10 protein-coding genes are annotated in these 18945 nt (G+C 63.0%); 9 read left to right on the forward strand and 1 reads right to left on the reverse strand.

All coding sequences use genetic code 11. The features are described 5' to 3' along the window. Positions 1–3: 3 nt before the first annotated feature. Positions 4–3678: a translocation/assembly module TamB domain-containing protein gene (locus ACYAR8_RS05895; RefSeq protein WP_463579353.1), complete on the forward strand. Its 3675-nt coding sequence runs from the start codon at positions 4–6 to the stop codon at positions 3676–3678. 123 nt (positions 3679–3801) lie between these two features. Here the strand turns inward: ACYAR8_RS05895 and ACYAR8_RS05900 are convergent, their stop codons facing one another. Then, positions 3802–4797, reverse strand: coding sequence for an aldo/keto reductase (locus ACYAR8_RS05900; protein ID WP_463579345.1), 996 nt, complete (start codon positions 4795–4797; stop codon positions 3802–3804). Positions 4798–4923: 126 nt separating this feature from the next. On the opposite strand from ACYAR8_RS05900, the gene ACYAR8_RS05905 reads away from it, so the two are divergent. The 8 genes from ACYAR8_RS05905 (at position 4924) to ACYAR8_RS05940 (ending at position 18787) form a co-directional block, all read left to right on the forward strand. Beyond that, positions 4924–5853 carry a LysR family transcriptional regulator gene (locus tag ACYAR8_RS05905; protein ID WP_463579346.1) on the forward strand — a complete coding sequence of 310 codons (930 nt, stop codon included), beginning with the start codon at positions 4924–4926 and terminating at the stop codon, positions 5851–5853. Positions 5854–5940: 87 nt separating this feature from the next. Further along, on the forward strand, positions 5941–6441 hold the full coding sequence (gene tpx / locus ACYAR8_RS05910; RefSeq protein WP_074883275.1) for a thiol peroxidase: 501 nt from the start codon (positions 5941–5943) through the stop codon (positions 6439–6441). A 197-nt stretch (positions 6442–6638) separates the two neighbouring features. Next, positions 6639–7979 (forward strand): MdtA/MuxA family multidrug efflux RND transporter periplasmic adaptor subunit, encoded by a 1341-nt coding sequence (locus ACYAR8_RS05915; RefSeq protein ID WP_463579354.1) that lies wholly within the window; start codon positions 6639–6641, stop codon positions 7977–7979. Continuing rightward, complete coding sequence (locus tag ACYAR8_RS05920) at positions 7976–11071, forward strand: MdtB/MuxB family multidrug efflux RND transporter permease subunit (RefSeq protein WP_463579347.1); 3096 nt, start codon at positions 7976–7978, stop codon at positions 11069–11071. The genes ACYAR8_RS05915 and ACYAR8_RS05920 overlap by 4 nt, the downstream gene beginning before the upstream one ends. A 112-nt stretch (positions 11072–11183) precedes the next feature. After that, entirely contained in the window at positions 11184–14291 is a 3108-nt protein-coding gene (locus ACYAR8_RS05925; RefSeq protein ID WP_463579348.1) for an efflux RND transporter permease subunit, read from the forward strand. A gap of 8 nt (positions 14292–14299) precedes the next feature. Then, complete coding sequence (locus tag ACYAR8_RS05930) at positions 14300–15778, forward strand: efflux transporter outer membrane subunit (RefSeq protein ID WP_463579355.1); 1479 nt, start codon at positions 14300–14302, stop codon at positions 15776–15778. 126 nt (positions 15779–15904) lie between these two features. Beyond that, positions 15905–17992, forward strand: coding sequence for a putative bifunctional diguanylate cyclase/phosphodiesterase (locus ACYAR8_RS05935; protein ID WP_463579349.1), 2088 nt, complete (start codon positions 15905–15907; stop codon positions 17990–17992). A gap of 48 nt (positions 17993–18040) precedes the next feature. After that, entirely contained in the window at positions 18041–18787 is a 747-nt protein-coding gene (locus ACYAR8_RS05940) for an SDR family oxidoreductase (protein ID WP_463579350.1), read from the forward strand. Positions 18788–18945: the final 158 nt, after the last annotated feature.

Below are 18945 nucleotides of genomic sequence, written 5' to 3' on the forward strand. Positions count from 1 at the left end.
TTGTTGAAACGTGCAGCGGCCATAACGGCGATTACGCTGCTGTCGCTGATCATTTTGCTGGTGCTGACGGCGAGCATTCTTCTCGGCACGCAAAGCGGCAGCCGTTGGGCCCTCGGTCTTGTTCCGGGCCTCTCGGTCGAAGGGTTTTCCGGTCGCCTTGGCGGCGCATGGCAGGCGGATCACCTGATCTGGCAGCAAGGCCAGAGCAAGGTCGAAGTGGACGCACCGATATTCGACTGGTCACCGGCGTGCCTGGCGCGCATGACGCTGTGCATCGACAACCTGCAGACAGGCGACATCAGGCTGCAATTTGCACCCTCCAGCGACGCGGCTGCCAGCGGCCCGATCACGCTGCCGGACCTCAAGCTGCCGCTGGCGTTGCAGCTGGGTCGCGTACAGATCGGCAGCCTGCACCTGGACGGCACCGAACAGGTTCGCGACCTGCAGCTGGCAGCCCACTGGACCGCTGACGGGCTGAAGATTGACTCGCTCCACGCCGGTCGCGATGACATCGCGCTTGATCTGTCGGGCCTGCTCAAACCCGAGGGTGACTGGCCGCTGACCGCTGAGGGGCAGTTGAAGCTGCCAGACGTCAGTGGTCAGCCGCTGTCCATGGCGCTGAACATTCAAGGGGACCTGCTCAAGACATTGAAGCTGAACGCGCAGAGCAAGGGCTACCTCGACGCGAGCCTCGTGGGACAGTTGCAACCGCTGGTGGAGAACCTGCCGGCAGACATCGCCATCACCAGCGACAACTTCAAGCCGAGCGCTGATCTGCCGGACACGCTGCAGCTCAATCAGCTGATTCTCAACGCGAAGGGCGATCTCGCCCAGGGCTACGCCATCACCGGCAGCGCCAGCCTCCCCGCTGAAAAAGGCCCGGTGGCGCTGGCATTACAAGGCCGGGTCGATGCCAAGGGCGCGGACATTGCGGCCCTGGACCTGACGGCGAGTGACAACCAGCGCCTCAAGGCAAGTGGCAAGGTGGACTGGCAGCAGGGCCTGCGCGCCGATGCGAAGATTGACTGGCTCGACTTCCCCTGGCATCGCTTGTACCCCTTGATCGACGAGCCGCAGGTCAGCGTGCATACGTTCACCGGCGAGGTGTCCTACACCGACGGCAAGTACCTCGGCCATTTCGCCGGCGACTTCAAAGGCCCGGCCGGCCCGTTCACTCTTCAAAGCCCGTTCAGCGGTGATCTGCAGGAGATCTTCCTGCCTCAACTTGAGCTGGCAGCCGGGCAGGGCAAGGCAAGCGGTCACCTCAACCTGCAATTTGCCGATGGCATCGCCTGGGACACGGCACTGGATCTCAGCGCCATCGATCCCGCTTACTGGGTCGCGGAATTGCCGGGCTCCCTGGCCGGTCCGCTGCGCAGCAAGGGCTCGATGCGCAATGAACAACTGACGCTGAACGCCGATCTGGATCTGAAGGGGCGCCTGCGCGGCCAGCCTGCGGTGTTGCAGGCCAAGGCCGATGGCGCCGACAACAAATGGAGTCTCAACGCTCTGGACATTCGTCTGGGCGACAACCGGATTCAAGGCACCGGCAGCCTCCAGCAGAAAATCGCCGGACAACTGGACATCAATCTTGCTCGACTGGGTCAACTGTGGCCCGGTTTGCAAGGCCAGATGAAAGGACGCGTCGACGTTGCCGGCACGGTCCAGGCGCCCCAAGGCCAACTGGCCTTGACGGGAACCCAACTGGCTTTTCAGGCAAACACGCTGCAAACCCTCTCCCTGGCGGCGAAACTCGACAACACCCAGCGCGCGACGGTTGACCTGAAGACCACCGGCATTCGAGCCGGCGACACCGCACTGGGCGCGCTGACCGTCAACGGCCAGGGCGACATCAAACGCCAGCAGGTGAAACTCGACCTACAGGGGCCGCTGCTCAAACTGGCCCTCGCGCTGGATGGCAATCTGGACAAAGGCAACTGGCGCGGGCGTCTGGCCAGCGGCGACATCCAGAGCGGCGGGCAGGACTGGAAGCTGCAACAGCCGGCCAAGCTGGAGCGCCTGGCTGACGGCAAGGTCAACTTCGGTGCCCATTGCTGGGTATCGGGTCCTGCGAGCCTGTGCGGCGAAGACCAGCGTCTGCTGCCGGAGCCACGGCTGCGCTATCACCTCAAGCGCTTCCCGCTGGACAGTCTGGCGCAATGGCTGCCCAAGGATTTCGCCTGGAGGGGCGCATTGAATGCGGACATCCAGCTGGACGTGCCTGCTGCCGGCCCCAATGGTCAGGTGGTCATCGACGCCAGTGGCGGAACACTGCGGGTCAAGGACAAGAACCAGTGGCTGGACTTCCCTTACGACACGCTGAAGCTGACCAGCAGCCTGACACCGAAGAAAGTCGACACCAGCCTCGATTTTCGGGGCGGCAAGCTCGGCGAGTTGCTGGCCCGGTTGAGCATCGACCCCATCGCCAGGAGCAAGCCTGTAACCGGCGACTTTACTCTGCGCGGCCTGGATGTGTCGGTCGCACGGCCCTTCGTGCCAATGGTGGAAAAGCTCAACGGCAAACTCAACGGCAGCGGGCGGATCTCCGGCAGCCTGCTGGCGCCCCAGGTGAACGGCACTGTCACGCTCAACGATGCTGAAGTGTCCGGTCCCGAATTGCCGGTGAGTCTTGAGAAACTCAACGTGCAGGCACTGATCGCCGGCGAGCGCGTTGATCTGACCGGCAACTGGCGCAGCGGCCCGGCGGGCCAGGGCAGCATTGGCGGGCATGTGGCCTGGGCCGATGCGCTGGATGTCGACGTTGCCCTGAAGGGCACGCACCTGCCGATCACCGTTGAGCCTTACGCCAAGCTTGAGGCCGCGCCGGACCTGAAGATCACACTGCAGGGCGACCGGCTCGCGGTGTCGGGCAAGGTCTTGATCCCGAAAGGCGAGATCACCGTGCGCCAGCTACCGCCCTCTACCGTGAAAGTCTCTGATGACACGGTGATCGTCGGCCAGCAGACCAAACAGGGCAAAACCCCGCTGGCCATCGCCATGGACGTGAACGTCGAAGTGGGCCAGGAAACCTTGAGTTTCAGCGGCTTTGGCTTGACCGCCAATCTCGTCGGGCACGTGCACATCGGCGACAACATGGACACGCGCGGCGAGCTGAATCTCAACGACGGCCGCTACCGCGCTTACGGCCAGCGCCTGACCATTCGCAAGGCTCGCCTGTTGTTCGCCGGGCCGGTCGATCAGCCGTATCTGGACATCGAAGCCATTCGCCAGACCGACGACGTGATTGCCGGCATTCGCCTGAGCGGCAGCGCCGAGCAACCGACCACCACGGTGTTCTCCGAACCGGCCATGAGTCAGGAACAGGCGCTGTCCTATCTGGTGCTGGGTCGCCCGCTGAGCACCAACGGCGAAGACAGCAACATGGTCGCCCAAGCGGCGCTGGCACTGGGCCTGGCCGGCGGTTCATCGACGGCGGGCAAGCTGGCGTCCGGGCTGGGGATTCAGGATTTCGATCTGGACACCTCGGGCAGCGGGGACAAGACCGCCGTGGTCGCCAGCGGCAAGATCACCGACAAGCTCAGCCTGCGTTACGGCGTGGGGGTGTTCGAACCGGCCAATACGCTGACCTTGCGCTATCTGCTGAGCAAAAAGGTGTACCTGGAGGTCGCGGGCGGCGTGGCGAGTTCGCTGGATATCTTCTACAAGCGGGATTTTTGATCCCACGCGGCCGACCTGAGTCGTGGGAAGCCGGCTTGCTCGCGGGAAAGCGTATCCGCCAACCAGCCGGTTCCAGGAAGCCACTCAACAGCCGCCATTTGAGCGGCTGTCGAGCAACCCGCCTCACCCGTTGACCAGCTTCATCGCCGCATCGGGATAACGGCCACCTGCGACAGCGTTTACCGGAAACAGGTCTTTCAGCGCCTGTAATTCCGCCGCTTCGAGGGTTACGTCCAGGGCAGCGACGTTCTCCTCCAGGTATTTGCGTTGCTTGGTGCCAGGAATCGGAATGACGTCATTGCCCTGAGCGAGCACCCAGGCCAACGCCAGTTGGCCGGCAGTGATGCCTTTAGCGGCCGCCAGTTGTTCCACCTTCTGCACCAGCAGCAGGTTTTTGGCGAAGTTCTCGCCCTGGAACCTTGGGCTGCTGCGGCGATAGTCATCGGCAGCGAAGTCGTCCGGGCTTTTCAGTGCGCCAGTCAGAAAACCGCGTCCCAACGGGCTGTACGGCACGAACGCGATGCCCAGACGGCGGCAGGTGTCGAGTACGCCGTTTTCTTCCGGGTCGCGGCTCCACAGGGAGTATTCGGTCTGCAAGGCGGCAATGGGATGCACCTTGTGCGCCCGTTCGAGGGTACTGGCCGACGCTTCACTCAAACCGAGAAAACGCACCTTGCCCGCCTTGACCAGCTCGGCCATGGCGCCAACCGACTCTTCGATCGCTACGCCCGGATCGATGCGGTGTTGGTAGTAAAGGTCCAGGGTGTCGATTTTCAGACGCTGCAACGTGCCATCGATCGCGGCGCGGATGTATTCGGGACTGCCATTGACCCCGCGTGCGCCGGCGTCACCTGGTGTGCGCACGATGCCGAACTTGCTGGCGATGAACACCTGGTCACGCTTGCCGGCCAGCGCCTTGCCCAGCAGTTCTTCGTTGGTGTGGGGCCCGTACATATCAGCGGTGTCGAGCAGGGTGACGCCCAGCTCCAGCGCCCGGTGAAGGGTGGCGATGGCTTCGTCGGCGTTGTTGCCCGTCGTGTAGAAGTCAGTCATGCCCATGCAGCCCAGGCCCATAGCCGAGACCTGCGGTCCATTTTTGCCAAGTTGACGCGTTTGCATGATGGATGCCTTGTCGATCAAGAGGATCACCATTCTTGCGCCTCGACAGCGTCGGGATAAACCGGCTAAAAGTGCTTTCACTATTGGTTATTTCTAAACAATCTCTCAGCGGAACCGTGACTAACCATGGATAAATTCAATGCGATGCGCGCCTTCACGCGCATCGTCGAGCTGGGCGGTTTCGCCAGGGCCGCCGACAGCCTGCACATGCCCCGGGCGTCGGTGACCATTTTGATCAAGCAGCTGGAGGCTCAGCTCGGTGTGCAATTGTTGATGCGCACCACGCGGCAGGTGACTCCAACGGCGGACGGTCAAGCCTATTACCACCGTTGCGTCAACGTGCTGAACGAACTGGCAGCGGCCGAATCGGTGTTTTCCTCGGTGGCCAGGGACCCGGAAGGGTTGCTGCGCATCGACATGCCGTCGGGCATCGGTCGGCTGATCATTATGCCGCTGCTGCCGGAGTTCACCGAGCGGTATCCCCGGCTGGAAATGGAAGTGGGCATGAATGACCGGCCGGTGGACTTGATCCGGGAGGGCTACGACTGCGTGATCCGTGGCGGGCAGCCCCTCGATCATTCGCTGGTGGCGCGACCGCTCGCTCAGATGCGCCAGGTGGTGTGCGCCAGTCCGGGTTATCTGCAACGCAGGGGCACGCCGCAGTGTCTGGCCGATCTGCAGCACCACCGGATCATCGAATACTTTTCCTCGACCACGAACAAGCGCTATGGGATCGAGTTCGTCATCGATGGTCGGACCCAGGCGCCGGACCTGCCCAAAGCCCTGGCGACCAACAGCGCCGATGGCTACCTCGCCGCGTGCTGCGCGGGATACGGACTGGTACAGACGCCGTACTACCACGTCGCCGAGTTATTGCGTCGTCGCGAGCTGATCGAAGTGCTGGGCGATGTCGAGCAACCGCTATTGCCTTTGACCGCGCTGTACCCGGCACACCGTCAGACGTCACGGCGGGTGAGGGTATTCGTCGATTGGGTGGTGGACGTATGCTCGCGTCCGGGGCTGATGGACAAACCGGTAATGCACCCCGTTTCCTGACAACAAAATCGTTTCTGGCGGTAGGTTGCCACGCTTTTTCATGGTTAACTTCCGAGCTTTCATGCCACTCAAACAAGGACTCAGCTCATGCCACAAGTGACTCGTAAAGGCTCCCCGGTACAGATCAGCGGCGAACTGCCAACCGTCGGCAGCAAGGCGCCGGCCTTCAAGCTGGTGGCGGCCGATCTGTCCGACGCCACCCTTGAAACCTTCGCCGGCAAGCGCAAGGTGCTGAACATTTTCCCGAGCGTCGATACCCCGACCTGCGCCACCTCCATCCGTAAATTCAACGCCCAGGCCAACGAGCTCAACAACGCCGTGGTGCTGTGTATCTCCGCCGACCTGCCGTTCGCCCAGGCGCGCTTCTGCGGTGCCGAAGGTCTGGAAAACGTGAAGAACCTGTCGACCATGCGCGGCGCGCAGTTCATGCAGGACTACGGCGTTGCCATCGCGGACGGGTCGATGGTGGGTCTGACCACCCGTGCCGTGGTCGTGCTGGACGAAAACGACACGGTGCTGCACAGCGAACTGGTACCGGAGATCGGTCAAGAGCCGAACTACGACGCGGCGCTGGCCGTATTGAAGTAAGCTCGCAAACGGCGTATTGCCATCAGTCGACGGCATAACCCGGCAACATCCAGGCGGCCTGACTCCCTCAGGCCGTTTTTTATTTGTATGTCAGCACCTTATCCAAAGTAAGCACTAGGTAAATTGCCGGTAAAGGCCCTTTGCTTGGCCGGTATCTATGCTTATTGTTCAGCCTCCCGAAGACGCTCACGCGCACACTGGTTGATTTATTCATGCAATCGTCTGGCCCCCGTAATTCCCGTCGCTGGCTGATAAGCCTGTTGGTTCTGTTGATCGTCGCTGGCCTGTGCTGGCGCTTCTGGCCGGGATCCGCGTCGCAGCCGAACACCACGGCGCAGAAAGGTGATCAGGCCCAGGCCAGTGCAGGCCGCAGCGGCGGCAACGGCAAGGCGGTGGCCAAGCGTCCCGGATTCGGCGGCTCGACCGCCCCGGTACCGGTGAGGGTCGCCGTAGCGAATACCGGTGACTTCCCCATCTACTACAAAGCCCTCGGCACCGTGACCGCGCTGAACACGATCAACGTGCGCAGCCGGGTAGCGGGGGAATTGATGAAGATCAATTTCCAGGAAGGCCAGCAGGTCAAGGCCGGCGATCTGCTGGCGGTGATCGACCCGCGCAGCTACCAGATCGCCCTGCAACAGGCTGAAGGCACGCTGATGCAGAACCAGGCGCTGCTCAAGAATGCTCAACTCGACGTACAGCGTTATCGGGGCCTGTACAAAGAAGACAGCATCGCCAAGCAAACCCTGGACACCGCAGAATCCCTGGTCGGTCAGTACCAGGGCACCATCAAGACCAATCAGGCCGCAGTGGGCGACGCAAAGCTCAACCTGGAGTTCTCGCAGATTCGTGCGCCGATCTCGGGCCGCATCGGCCTGCGCCAGCTGGACGTCGGCAATCTCGTGGCCGCCAATGACACCAACCCGTTGGTGGTGATCACCCAGACCAAGCCAATCACCGTCAACTTCACCCTGCCGGAAAAGGACCTCGCCGAGGTGCTTGCCCGCTACCGCAGCGGCAGCAAGCTGCCGGTTGAGGCGTGGGACCGCGGGGACTTGAAGCTGCAGGCCACCGGCGTGCTCGCCAGCATCGACAACCAGATCGATATCACCACCGGCACTCTGAAATTCAAGGCGCGGTTCGATAACGACAACGAAGCGCTGTTCCCCAATCAGTTCGTCAATGCGCGCCTGCTCGCCAACACCCTGAAAAACGTGGTGCTGGTGCCGTCGGCCTCGGTGCAGTTCGGCGTCAACGGCACGTTCGTGTACGTGATGGACGGCGACAAGACCGTGCGTATTCGCCAGCTTAAAACCGGGCCAAGCGACGAGAACTCGACGGTGATTACCGAAGGTCTGGCGGCCGGCGACCGCGTGGTGCTCGAAGGGACCGACCGCCTGAAAGACGGCAGCGCGGTGGACGTGGTCAACGACAGCAAAGACGTTCCGGCCACGCCCGGCCAGCAATTGCAGGGCAAGCCATCGAAGGAGCCCGGTGAGTCAGCGGGTGCCGAGACCGCGAAGAAAGGCAACGTATGAACCTGTCACGCCTGTTCATCCTCAGGCCGGTCGCCACCACGCTGAGCATGCTGGCCATCGTGCTGGCCGGCCTGATCGCGTACACGCTGCTGCCGGTGTCGGCGTTGCCGCAGGTGGATTACCCGACCATTCGGGTGATGACGCTTTACCCGGGCGCGAGTCCGCAAGTGATGACCAGTGCCGTGACCGCGCCCCTCGAGCGCCAGTTCGGGCAGATGCCGGGCCTGACCCAGATGGCCTCGACCAGCTCCGGCGGCGCCTCGGTCATCACCCTGCGTTTCAGCCTCGACCTCAACATGGACGTCGCCGAGCAGGAAGTGCAGGCGGCGATCAACGGTGCCACCAACCTGCTGCCGAGCGACCTGCCGGCGCCCCCTACGTATAACAAGGTCAACCCGGCCGACACACCGGTGCTGACGCTGGCGATTACGTCCAAAACCATGCTGCTGCCCAAGCTCAATGATCTGGTCGACACACGCATGGCGCAGAAGATCGCGCAGATCAGCGGAGTGGGCATGGTCACTATCGCCGGCGGCCAGCGTCAGGCGGTGCGGATCAAGGTCAATGCCGACGCACTGGCGGCCAACGGCCTGAATCTGGCCGACGTGCGCACGCTGGTCAGCGCTTCCAACGTAAACACGCCCAAGGGTAATTTCGACGGCCCGACGCGGGTGTCGATGCTCGACGCCAACGACCAGCTCAAATCCCCCGAGGAATACGCCAACCTGATTCTGGCGTACAAAAACGGCGGCCCGCTGCGGCTCAAGGATGTCGCCGAGATCGTCGACGGCGCCGAAAACGATCGCCTTGCGGCCTGGGCCAATGAAAACCAGGCCGTGCTGCTGAACATCCAGCGTCAGCCGGGCGCCAACGTGATCGACGTGGTCGACCGGATCAAGGCGCTGCTGCCCAGCATCACCCAGAACCTGCCCGCCGGCCTCGACGTCACTGTACTCACCGACCGCACCCAGACGATCCGCGCCTCGGTCAGCGACGTCCAGCACGAGCTGATGATTTCCATCGTGCTGGTGGTCCTGGTGACCTTCCTGTTTCTGCGGCGCTTCAGCGCGACGATCATTCCCTCGGTGGCCGTGCCGCTGTCGCTGATCGGCACCTTCGGCGTGATGTACCTGGCCGGTTTTTCGGTCAACAACCTGACCTTGATGGCGATGACCATTGCCACCGGTTTCGTGGTGGATGACGCCATCGTCATGCTGGAGAACATTTCCCGGCACCTGGAGGAGGGCGAGACGCCGTTGCAGGCGGCGCTCAAGGGCGCGCGGCAGATTGGTTTCACGCTGATCTCACTGACCATTTCGCTGATTGCCGTGCTCATTCCGCTGTTGTTCATGGCCGACGTGGTCGGGCGGTTGTTCCGAGAGTTCGCCATTACCCTCGCGGTGGCGATCCTGATTTCCCTCGTGGTGTCCCTCACCCTGACGCCGATGATGTGCGCGCGCTTGCTCAAACGTGAGCCGAAGGAAGAAGAGCAGGGCCGTTTTTACCGGGCCAGCGGCGCGTGGATCGACTGGCTGGTGGCCGCCTACGGACGCAAGTTGCAGTGGGTGCTCAAGCATCAGCCGCTGACCCTGCTGGTCGCCATCGCCACCCTGGGGATCACGGTGCTGCTTTACCTGGCCGTGCCCAAGGGCTTCTTTCCGGTGCAGGACACCGGCGTGATTCAGGGCATTTCCGAAGCGCCGCAGTCGGTGTCGTTCGCCTCCATGAGCCAGCGTCAGCAGGCCCTGGCGAAAATCATCCTCAAGGACCCTGCGGTTGCCAGTCTCTCGTCCTACATCGGCGTCGACGGCGACAACGCGACCCTCAACAGCGGGCGCATGCTGATCAACCTCAAACCCCATAGCGAACGTGATGTCACGGCGTCCGAAGTGATTCAGCGTCTGCAGCCCGAGGTCGATCAGCTGTCGGACATCCGCCTGTTCATGCAGCCGGTGCAGGACCTGACCATCGAAGACCGGGTCAGCCGCACCCAGTACCAGTTCAGCATGTCATCGCCGGACGCCGACCTGCTCAATCTGTGGAGCGGCAAACTGGTGGAGGCGCTGGCTCAGCGACCGGAGCTGACCGATGTCGCCAGCGACCTGCAGGACAAGGGTCTGCAGGTGTTCCTCAACATCGACCGCGACGCCGCCAGTCGGCTGGGCGTGACCGTCGCCAACATCACCGATGCGCTGTATGACGCTTTCGGCCAGCGGCAGATTTCCACCATCTACACCCAGGCCAGTCAGTACCGCGTGGTATTGCAGGCCGACTCGCGCAGTGAGCTGGGGCCCGAAGCGCTGGAGCAGATTCACGTCAAGACCGCCGATGGCGGGCAGGTCAAGCTGTCGAGCCTGGGCCGGGTCGAACAGCGGCAGGCGCAGCTGGCGATCGCGCACATCGGGCAGTTCCCGGCGGTAATGATGTCGTTCAACCTGGCCCCCGGCGTTGCGCTGGGCAAGGCGGTGGAAGTCATCGAGCAGGTGCAGAAAGACATCGGCATGCCGATCGGCGTGCAGACGCAATTCCAGGGCGCGGCCGAAGCCTTCCAGGCCTCGCTGTCGAGCACGCTGTTGCTGGTGCTGGCGGCGGTGATCACCATGTACATCGTGCTGGGCGTGCTCTACGAGAGCTACATCCACCCGATCACCATTTTGTCGACCCTGCCATCGGCGGCCATCGGTGCGCTGCTGGCGCTGATCATCAGCGGCAACGATCTGGGCATGATCGCCATCATCGGCATCATCCTGCTGATCGGTATCGTCAAGAAAAACGCGATCATGATGATCGACTTCGCTCTCGACGCTGAGCGCAACCGCGGCATCGCCCCTGAGACCGCTATCTACGAAGCGGCGCTGCTGCGCTTCCGACCCATTCTCATGACCACCCTGGCGGCGCTGTTCGGCGCGATCCCGCTGATGTTCGCGTCAGGCTCCGGCGCCGAACTGCGCCAGCCATTGGGCTTGGTGATGGTCGGCGGCTTGCTGGTCAGCCAGGTCCTGACGCTGTTCACCACGCCGGTCATCTATCTGTATTTCGATCGATTGGGGCGCCGGTTTCAGCGCAAAGAGAACACCGAGGTGGCGGTATGACCGGCCAGCTGCAAGCTTCAAGCGTTAAGCCTCAAGCTAGAAGCAGCACCCCGCAGGTCGGGGCGGGTGCGTTCAATTGCCGCTTGAAGCTTGCCGCCTGGAGCTCCCGCCCATGAATCTGTCCGGGCCCTTCATCAAACGCCCCGTAGCGACCATGCTCCTGAGCCTGGCAATCATGCTGCTGGGCGGGATGAGCTTCGGTCTGCTGCCGGTGTCGCCGCTGCCGAACATGGATTTTCCGGTGATCGTGGTCAGCGCCTCGTTGCCTGGCGCCAGCCCGGAAATCATGGCGTCGAGCGTGGCGACGCCGCTGGAGCGCTCCCTCGGGGTGATCGCCGGGGTCAACACCATGAGCAGCCGTTCGAGTCAGGGCTCGACCCGGATCATTCTGCAGTTCGACATGGACCGCGACATCAACGGTGCTGCGCGCGAAGTGCAGGCAGCCATCAACGCATCGCGCAGCCTGCTGCCCAGCGGAATGCGCAGCATGCCGACCTACAAGAAGGTCAACCCGTCCCAGGCGCCGATCATGGTGCTGTCGCTGACCTCCGACGTGCTGGAGAAGGGCGAGCTGTACGACATGGCGTCGACAATTCTGTCCCAGAGCCTGTCCCAGGTGAACGGCGTCGGCGAGGTGCAGATCGGTGGCAGTTCGCTGCCTGCCGTGCGCGTGGAACTGGAGCCCAAGCTACTGTCTCAGTACGGCGTGTCGCTGGATGAGGTGCGCACCACCATTTCCAATGCCAACGTGCGCCGGCCGAAAGGCTCGGTGGAGAACAGCGAGCACAACTGGCAGGTGCAGGCCAACGATCAGTTGGAGAAGGCCAAGGATTACGAATCGCTGATCATCCATTACGCCAACGGCGCGGCGTTGCGGCTCAAAGACGTGGCCAGGGTCAAGGATTCGGTGGAAGACCGCTACAACAGCGGCTTCTTCAATGACAAGGCAGCGGTGCTACTGGTAATCAACCGTCAGGCGGGCGCCAACATCATCGAAACCGTGGCGGCGATCAAGGCGCAGTTGCCGGCGTTACAGGCGGTGCTTCCGGCCAGCGTCAAGCTCGACCTGGCCATGGACCGCTCGCCGGTGATCAAGGCCACCCTGCACGAGGCGGAGATGACGCTGCTGATCGCGGTGGTGCTGGTGATTCTGGTGGTGTTCCTGTTTCTCGGGAATTTCCGCGCTTCGCTGATCCCGACCCTGGCCGTGCCGGTCTCGCTGGTGGGCACCTTCGCGATCATGTACCTGTACGGGTTTTCGCTGAACAACCTGTCGCTGATGGCGTTGATTCTCGCCACCGGACTGGTGGTCGACGATGCCATTGTGGTGCTGGAGAACATTTCCCGGCACATCGACAAGGGCGTGCCGCCCATGGAGGCGGCTTATCTGGGCGCCAGGGAAGTCGGCTTCACGCTGCTGTCGATGAACGTGTCGCTGGTGGCGGTGTTCGTCTCGATTCTGTTCATGGGCGGGCTGGTGGAGAGCCTGTTCCGCGAGTTTTCCATCACGTTGTCGGTGTCCATCGTCGTCTCGCTGGTGGTTTCACTGACCTTGACGCCGATGCTCTGCGCGCGCTGGCTCAACCCCCACGTGCCGGGCTCGGAAAACCGTCTGCAGCGCTGGAGCCAGCGGGTCAATGACCGCATGGTCGCCGGTTACGATCGCAGCCTGCGCTGGGTGCTGCGTCATCGGCGCCTGACCCTGCTGACGCTGCTGTTGACCATCGTCGGCAACATCGCGCTGTATGTCGTGGTGCCAAAGACCTTCCTGCCGCAGCAGGACACCGGCCAGCTGATGGGGTTTGTGCGGGGCGATGACGGCCTGTCGTTCTCGGTGATGCAGCCGAAGATGGACACGTTCCGCGCCGCGATTCTCAAGGACCCGGCCGTGGAGAGCGTCGCGGGTTTCATCGGCGGCAACGGCGGCACCGGCAATGCGTTCATCATCGTGCGCCTGAAGCCGATCAAGGAGCGCAACATCGGCGCCATGGAGGTGGTCGAGCGGCTGCGCAAGGAAATGCCGCTGGTGCCCGGCGGGCGCTTGTTCCTGCAGCCCGACCAGGACCTGCAACTGGGCGGCGGCCGGGAGCAGACCACCTCGCAATACCAGTACATCCTGCAAAGCGGCGACCTGGAAACCCTGCGCCTGTGGTACCCGAAGGTGGTCGCTGCACTGAAGTCGCTCAAGGAGCTGACCGCCATCGATGCCAACGATGGCGGCGGCACCCAGCAGGTGACGTTGATTGTCGATCGCGACGCGGCCAAGCGCCTGGGCATCGACATGAACATGGTCACCACCGTGCTGAACAACGCCTACAGCCAGCGTCAGGTGTCGACCATTTATGACCCGCTGAACCAGTACCAGGTGGTCATGGAGGTCAACCCGAAATACGCCCTCGACCCGACCACCCTGGAGCAGGTCCAGGTGATCACCGCCGATGGCGCGCGGGTGCCGCTGTCGACCATTGCCCGTTACGAGCGCAGTCTGGAAGACGACAGGGTCAGCCACGACGGCCAGTTCGCCTCGGAAAACATCTCCTTTGACCTGTCCGACGGCGTCACCCTCGACCAGGCCAACGCAGCCATCGAGCGCGCCGTCGCGGCGGTGGGCCTGCCCGAGGACGTGATCGCCAAGATGGCCGGCACCTCCGACGCCTTCGCCGCCACCCAGAAGAGCCAGCCATGGATGATCCTCGGCGCGCTGGTGGCGGTGTACCTGGTGCTGGGCATTCTCTACGAAAGCTACATCCACCCGCTGACCATTCTTTCGACGCTGCCCTCGGCAGGGGTCGGCGCGCTGTTGAGCATCTACCTTACCGGCGGGCAGTTCAGCCTGATCTCGTTGTTGGGTCTGTTCCTGCTGATCGGCGTGGTCAAGAAGAACGCGATTCTGATGATCGACCTCGCCTTGCAGCTTGAGCGTCAGGGTGGCATGACCCCGGTGGAATCGATTCGCAATGCCTGCCTGCAGCGCCTGCGGCCGATTCTGATGACCACGCTGGCGGCAATCCTCGGCGCCGTGCCCTTGCTGCTGAGCAGCGCCGAAGGGGCGGAAATGCGTCGACCGCTGGGCCTGACCATCATCGGCGGCCTGATCCTCAGCCAGATCCTCACGCTGTACACCACCCCCGTGGTTTACCTTTATCTCGACCGTCTGCGCCATCGTTTCAACACATGGCGCGGTGTGCAGACGGATGCTGCCCTGGACACTCCGCTATGAACGACTCGATGAAAGCCCCTGGCCCACAGCGGACGTTGCCGTTTCACAGGACCTTCGGCGTTGCCTTGTGCGCGCTGCTGCTCAGTGCCTGCGCCGTCGGCCCGGATTACAAGACGCCGGACATGCCGACGCCGGCGCACTTCAAGCAGGCCGAAGGCTGGACCCAGGCCAACCCGAGCGATGCGATGGCGCGCGGCGCGTGGTGGGAAATCTACGGCGACGCCCAGCTCAACGCGCTGGTGGAAAAACTCAATACGTCCAACCAGACGGTGGCGCAGTACGAGGCGCAGTACCGGCAGGCTGCCGCCCTGGTGCGCAGTGCGCGGGGCGCGTTCTTCCCGACGCTGGACCTGACCACCAGCAAGAACCGCTCGAGCCAGGGCACCGGCAGCAGCAGTTCCAGCCTGAGCAGTTCCAGCAGCGGCATCCGTGACACCTACAACGCGCAATTGGGCGTCAGTTGGGAAGCCGACGTGTGGGGCAAGTTGCGCCGCGGGCTGGAAGCCGACAAGGCCAGCGCCCAGGCGAGCCTCGCCGATCTGGCGTCGATGCGCCTGAGCCTGCAATCGCAACTGGTGCAGAACTACCTGCAACTGCGGGTGATCGATGAGCAAAAGCGTTTGCTGGAAGCGACCGTCGATGCCTATCAGCGCTCGCTGACCATGACGCAGAACCAGTACCGCGCCGGGATTTCCGGCCGCGATGCCACTGCCCAGGCGCAGACGCAACTCAAGAGCACCCAGGCTGACCTGATCGATCTGCAATGGCAGCGCGCCCAGTTCGAAAACGCCATTGCCGTGCTGATGGGGCAGGCCCCGGCGGACTTCAGCCTCGCGCCGACCACGTCGATTCCGGCCGTGCCGCAGATCCCGGCGCAGCTGCCGTCTCAATTGCTCGAACGCCGCCCGGACATCGCCGCCGCCGAGCGTTCGGTGATGACCGCCAATGCCAATATCGGCGTGGCAAAGGCCGCGTATTACCCGGACCTGACCCTGAGCATGAGCGGCGGTTACAGCAGCAGTACCCTCAGCAACTGGATCTCCTTGCCCAACCGCTTCTGGTCGGTCGGCCCGCAACTGGCGATGACCCTGTTCGATGGCGGGCAGCGCGCTGCCGAAGTGGACCGCACCGAAGCGGTCTATGACCAGACCGTTGCGCAGTACCGCCAGACCGTGCTCGACGGCTTCAAGGAAGTCGAGGACTACATGGCCCAGCTGCGCGTGTATGAGCAGGAGTCCGGGGTGCGCGATGAAGCGCTGCAATCGGCGCGTGACTCCCTGCGCCTGACCAACAACCAGTACAAAGCCGGGCTGATTGGCTACCTGGACGTGGTGAACGTACAGACCACCGCGCTGAGCAACGAACGCAGTGTGCTGAATGTGCTGGAAAGCCGGTTGGTCGCCAGCGCCCAGTTGATTGCCGCGTTGGGCGGCGGTTGGGATGCTGCGACCGGCCTGACACCGGGCCCTGAGGTGTCCGATCGTTAACCCGGTTAACTAGCGATGTGCCACCTTTGCGACGGAGTGACGGGACTTTCAGTGGAATTTCGGTACAATCGCCGCCGAATTCATCAGGTCTGAAAGGCCGCACTCCGTTGAGCCAAGGGCCAGCCCATGTTGATCGGCCATTACACCTATCCGCTGGTTCTGATTTCAGTCCTTGTGGCGATTCTCGCGTCTTACACGACCCTTGATCTGGCCGGGCGCATTGCCTCTGCCCGCGGTCGCGCGAGGATGGTGTGGGTGTGCGGCGGCGCGCTGTCCATGGGCGTCGGCATCTGGTCCATGCACTTCATCGGCATGCTTGCGTTCACGCTGCCCATCCAACTGGCGTACGACATCCCGCTGACACTGCTCTCGCTGCTGATCACTATCCTTTCCTCGGGTTTCGCGCTGTGGCTGGTCAGCCACGACCAGGTCCCGTTGTCGAATATTCTGGTCGGCGCATTGGTCATGGGCCTGGGCAGCAGTGCCATGCATTACACCGGCATGGCGGCGATGCGCATGCAGCCGGGCATTGACTACGACCCCAACCTGGTCGGCCTGTCGGTGCTGATTGCCGTCACCGCGTCCGCCGCAGCGCTGGCCATCGCCGTGCGGCTGCGCAAGGAAACCCCCTACGTCCGCCTGGCCCGCGGCGGCGCGGCGGTCGTCATGGGGTTCGCGATCCTTGGCATGCATTACACCGCCATGACTGCCGCCAACTTTCCACCGGGCAGTTTCTGTGGCGCGCTTCCCACCGGCCTGCACACCGACGGTCTGGACAAGCTGGTACTGGTCACCAGCCTGACGGTACTGGGTATCACCCTGGTCACGTCGGTGCTTGACGCGCGCATGGCGGCGCGCACCGCCCAACTGTCGTTGTCGTTGAAAGAAGCCAATCGCGAGCTCACGCAACTGGCCCAGCACGACAATCTGACCGGGCTTCCCAACCGCATTCTGCTGGCCGATCGTATCGATCAGGCCATGCGCAAGGTCGACGCCCAGGGCGGTATGTTCGCCCTGATGTTTCTGGATCTGGACGGCTTCAAACCGGTGAACGATGCCTTCGGCCATCACGTCGGCGATCAGCTCTTGCGCGCAGTGGCCATGCGATTGCGCGAGAACTTCCACCGCCACGACACCCTGGCGCGCATCGGCGGTGATGAATTCGTGTTGCTCGTGGAACTCGACGATGCCGAAGAAGCGGTCAGCGTGGCCTCGCGGCAGGTCTCGCTGGTAAGCCAGCCGTACAGCGTGCAGGAACATAATCTGCAGGTGACGGTGAGCGTCGGTATCAGCCTGTATCCGGGCAACGGCCGTACCCAGCAGGAATTGCTGATGAACGCCGACGCCGCCATGTACCACGCCAAGAACGCCGGCAAGAACGGCTACAGCTTTTTCGATGCCTCAATGAACACCAACGCGCGCAATAAGCTGCAGCTGTTGCAGGACCTGCGGCTTGCGCTGCGCGACGGGCAATTCTGCCTGCATTATCAGCCCAAGTTCTGCGCAAGCTCACACCGGCCGGTGGGCGCCGAAGCGCTGGTGCGCTGGAATCATCCGCAGCTCGGGCTGCTGATGCCGGAGCAATTCATCGGCCTGGCGGAAAAAACCGGGTTGATCATTCCTATCGGCGAGTGGGTGATGAGCGAGGCCTGCCAGCAGATGAAGCGCTGGTACGACGCCGGCAACACCGACTGGCGCATGGCGGTGAACCTGTCGGCGTTGCAATTCAGCCATGTCGGGCTGGTCGAGACGGTCGCAGACGCGTTGGCGACCCACGGGCTGCCGGCCAACTGCCTGACCCTGGAAATCACCGAAACCACCGCCATGAGCGACGCCGACGCGAGCATGACCGTGCTGCGGAAGCTCTCGGACATGGACGTGGACCTGTCCATTGACGACTTCGGCACTGGCTACTCCAGCCTGATGTACCTCAAACGCCTGCCGGCCAACGAATTGAAGATCGATCGCGGTTTCGTGCGCGATCTGGAGCACGACGGCGACGATGCGGCCATTGTGTCGGCCATCGTTGCGCTGGGTCAGGCGCTGAACCTGCGCATCGTCGCCGAAGGTGTCGAAACCGCCCGCCAACAGAGTTTGCTGACGCGGCTGGGCTGCGACGCCTTGCAGGGTAACCTGCTGGGTTATCCGCTGCCGGCGGAGCGGTTCATGGCGGACATCGAAGCCGCCCGCCGTCTCAGCGAAATCACCGATTGAGTGTCAACGCCAATCCCACCTCCACGCATTGATCGACTGGGAACATTTATGGATAAAAATCTGCTCATTACAGGCGGCTCCCGGGGTATCGGTGCCGCCACGGCAGTTCTGGCAGCGGCGCAGGGTTATCGCGTGTGCATCAACTATCTGTCCGATCACGCCTCGGCGGAACGGCTGTGCGGGCAGATTCGCGAGGCGGGCGGTTATGCCATCGCGGTGCAGGCCGACGTCAGCAACGAGGACGAGATCATTCGTCTGTTTGCCCGGGTCGATTCCGAAATGGGCCCGATCACCGCGCTGGTCAACAACGCCGGCACGGTGGGCGAAGCCTCGCGGCTCGACACGATGTCCGAGTTTCGCCTGTTGAAGATCATGATGAGCTACGTCGTCGGGCCCATGCTCTGCAGCAAGCACGCACTGCTGCGCATGTTGCCCCGCCATGGCGGGCGCGGCGGCAGCATTGTCAACGTCTCGTCCGTGGCCGCCCGGCTCGGATCACCTGGCGAGTACGTCGACTACGCGGCGTCCAAGGGCGCGCTGGACACTTTCACCGTCGGGCTGGCCAAGGAAGTGGCAGGCGAGGGGGTGCGAGTCAACGCCGTGCGCCCCGGTTACATCTTTACCGAATTCCACGCCCTCAGCGGCGATCCCCATCGCGTCAGCAAGCTGGAACCGACCATCCCCATGGGCCGTGGCGGTCTGGCCGCTGAAGTGGCAGAAGCGATTCTGTGGCTGCTGTCGGACAAGGCGTCATATTCGACCGGTTCGTTCATTGATCTGGGCGGGGGACGATAGCGATACCGCTGATGCTGCGAGGTCGGGAGGTCATCCGACTGTCGTGGGACCTTGCTGACTGTACGCGACTTCCCTGCTGAAACGTAATCCCCTGTAGGAGCGCGCTTGCCCGCGAAAGGGCAGGTACATCCGCCACCTTTCTCGGGTCCGTACTGACG

This window comes from Pseudomonas sp. HP_01 (assembly GCF_055284355.1).

Coding starts and splice junctions, on each gene's coding strand:
- ACYAR8_RS05900 (WP_463579345.1), bottom strand. CDS start 4,797: ATGCAAACGCGTCAACTTGGCAAAAATGGACCGCAGGTCTCGGCTATG.
- ACYAR8_RS05930 (WP_463579355.1), top strand. CDS start 14,300: ATGAAAGCCCCTGGCCCACAGCGGACGTTGCCGTTTCACAGGACCTTC.
- ACYAR8_RS05935 (WP_463579349.1), top strand. CDS start 15,905: ATGTTGATCGGCCATTACACCTATCCGCTGGTTCTGATTTCAGTCCTT.
- tpx (WP_074883275.1), top strand. CDS start 5,941: ATGCCACAAGTGACTCGTAAAGGCTCCCCGGTACAGATCAGCGGCGAA.
- ACYAR8_RS05940 (WP_463579350.1), top strand. CDS start 18,041: ATGGATAAAAATCTGCTCATTACAGGCGGCTCCCGGGGTATCGGTGCC.
- ACYAR8_RS05905 (WP_463579346.1), top strand. CDS start 4,924: ATGGATAAATTCAATGCGATGCGCGCCTTCACGCGCATCGTCGAGCTG.
- ACYAR8_RS05920 (WP_463579347.1), top strand. CDS start 7,976: ATGAACCTGTCACGCCTGTTCATCCTCAGGCCGGTCGCCACCACGCTG.
- ACYAR8_RS05925 (WP_463579348.1), top strand. CDS start 11,184: ATGAATCTGTCCGGGCCCTTCATCAAACGCCCCGTAGCGACCATGCTC.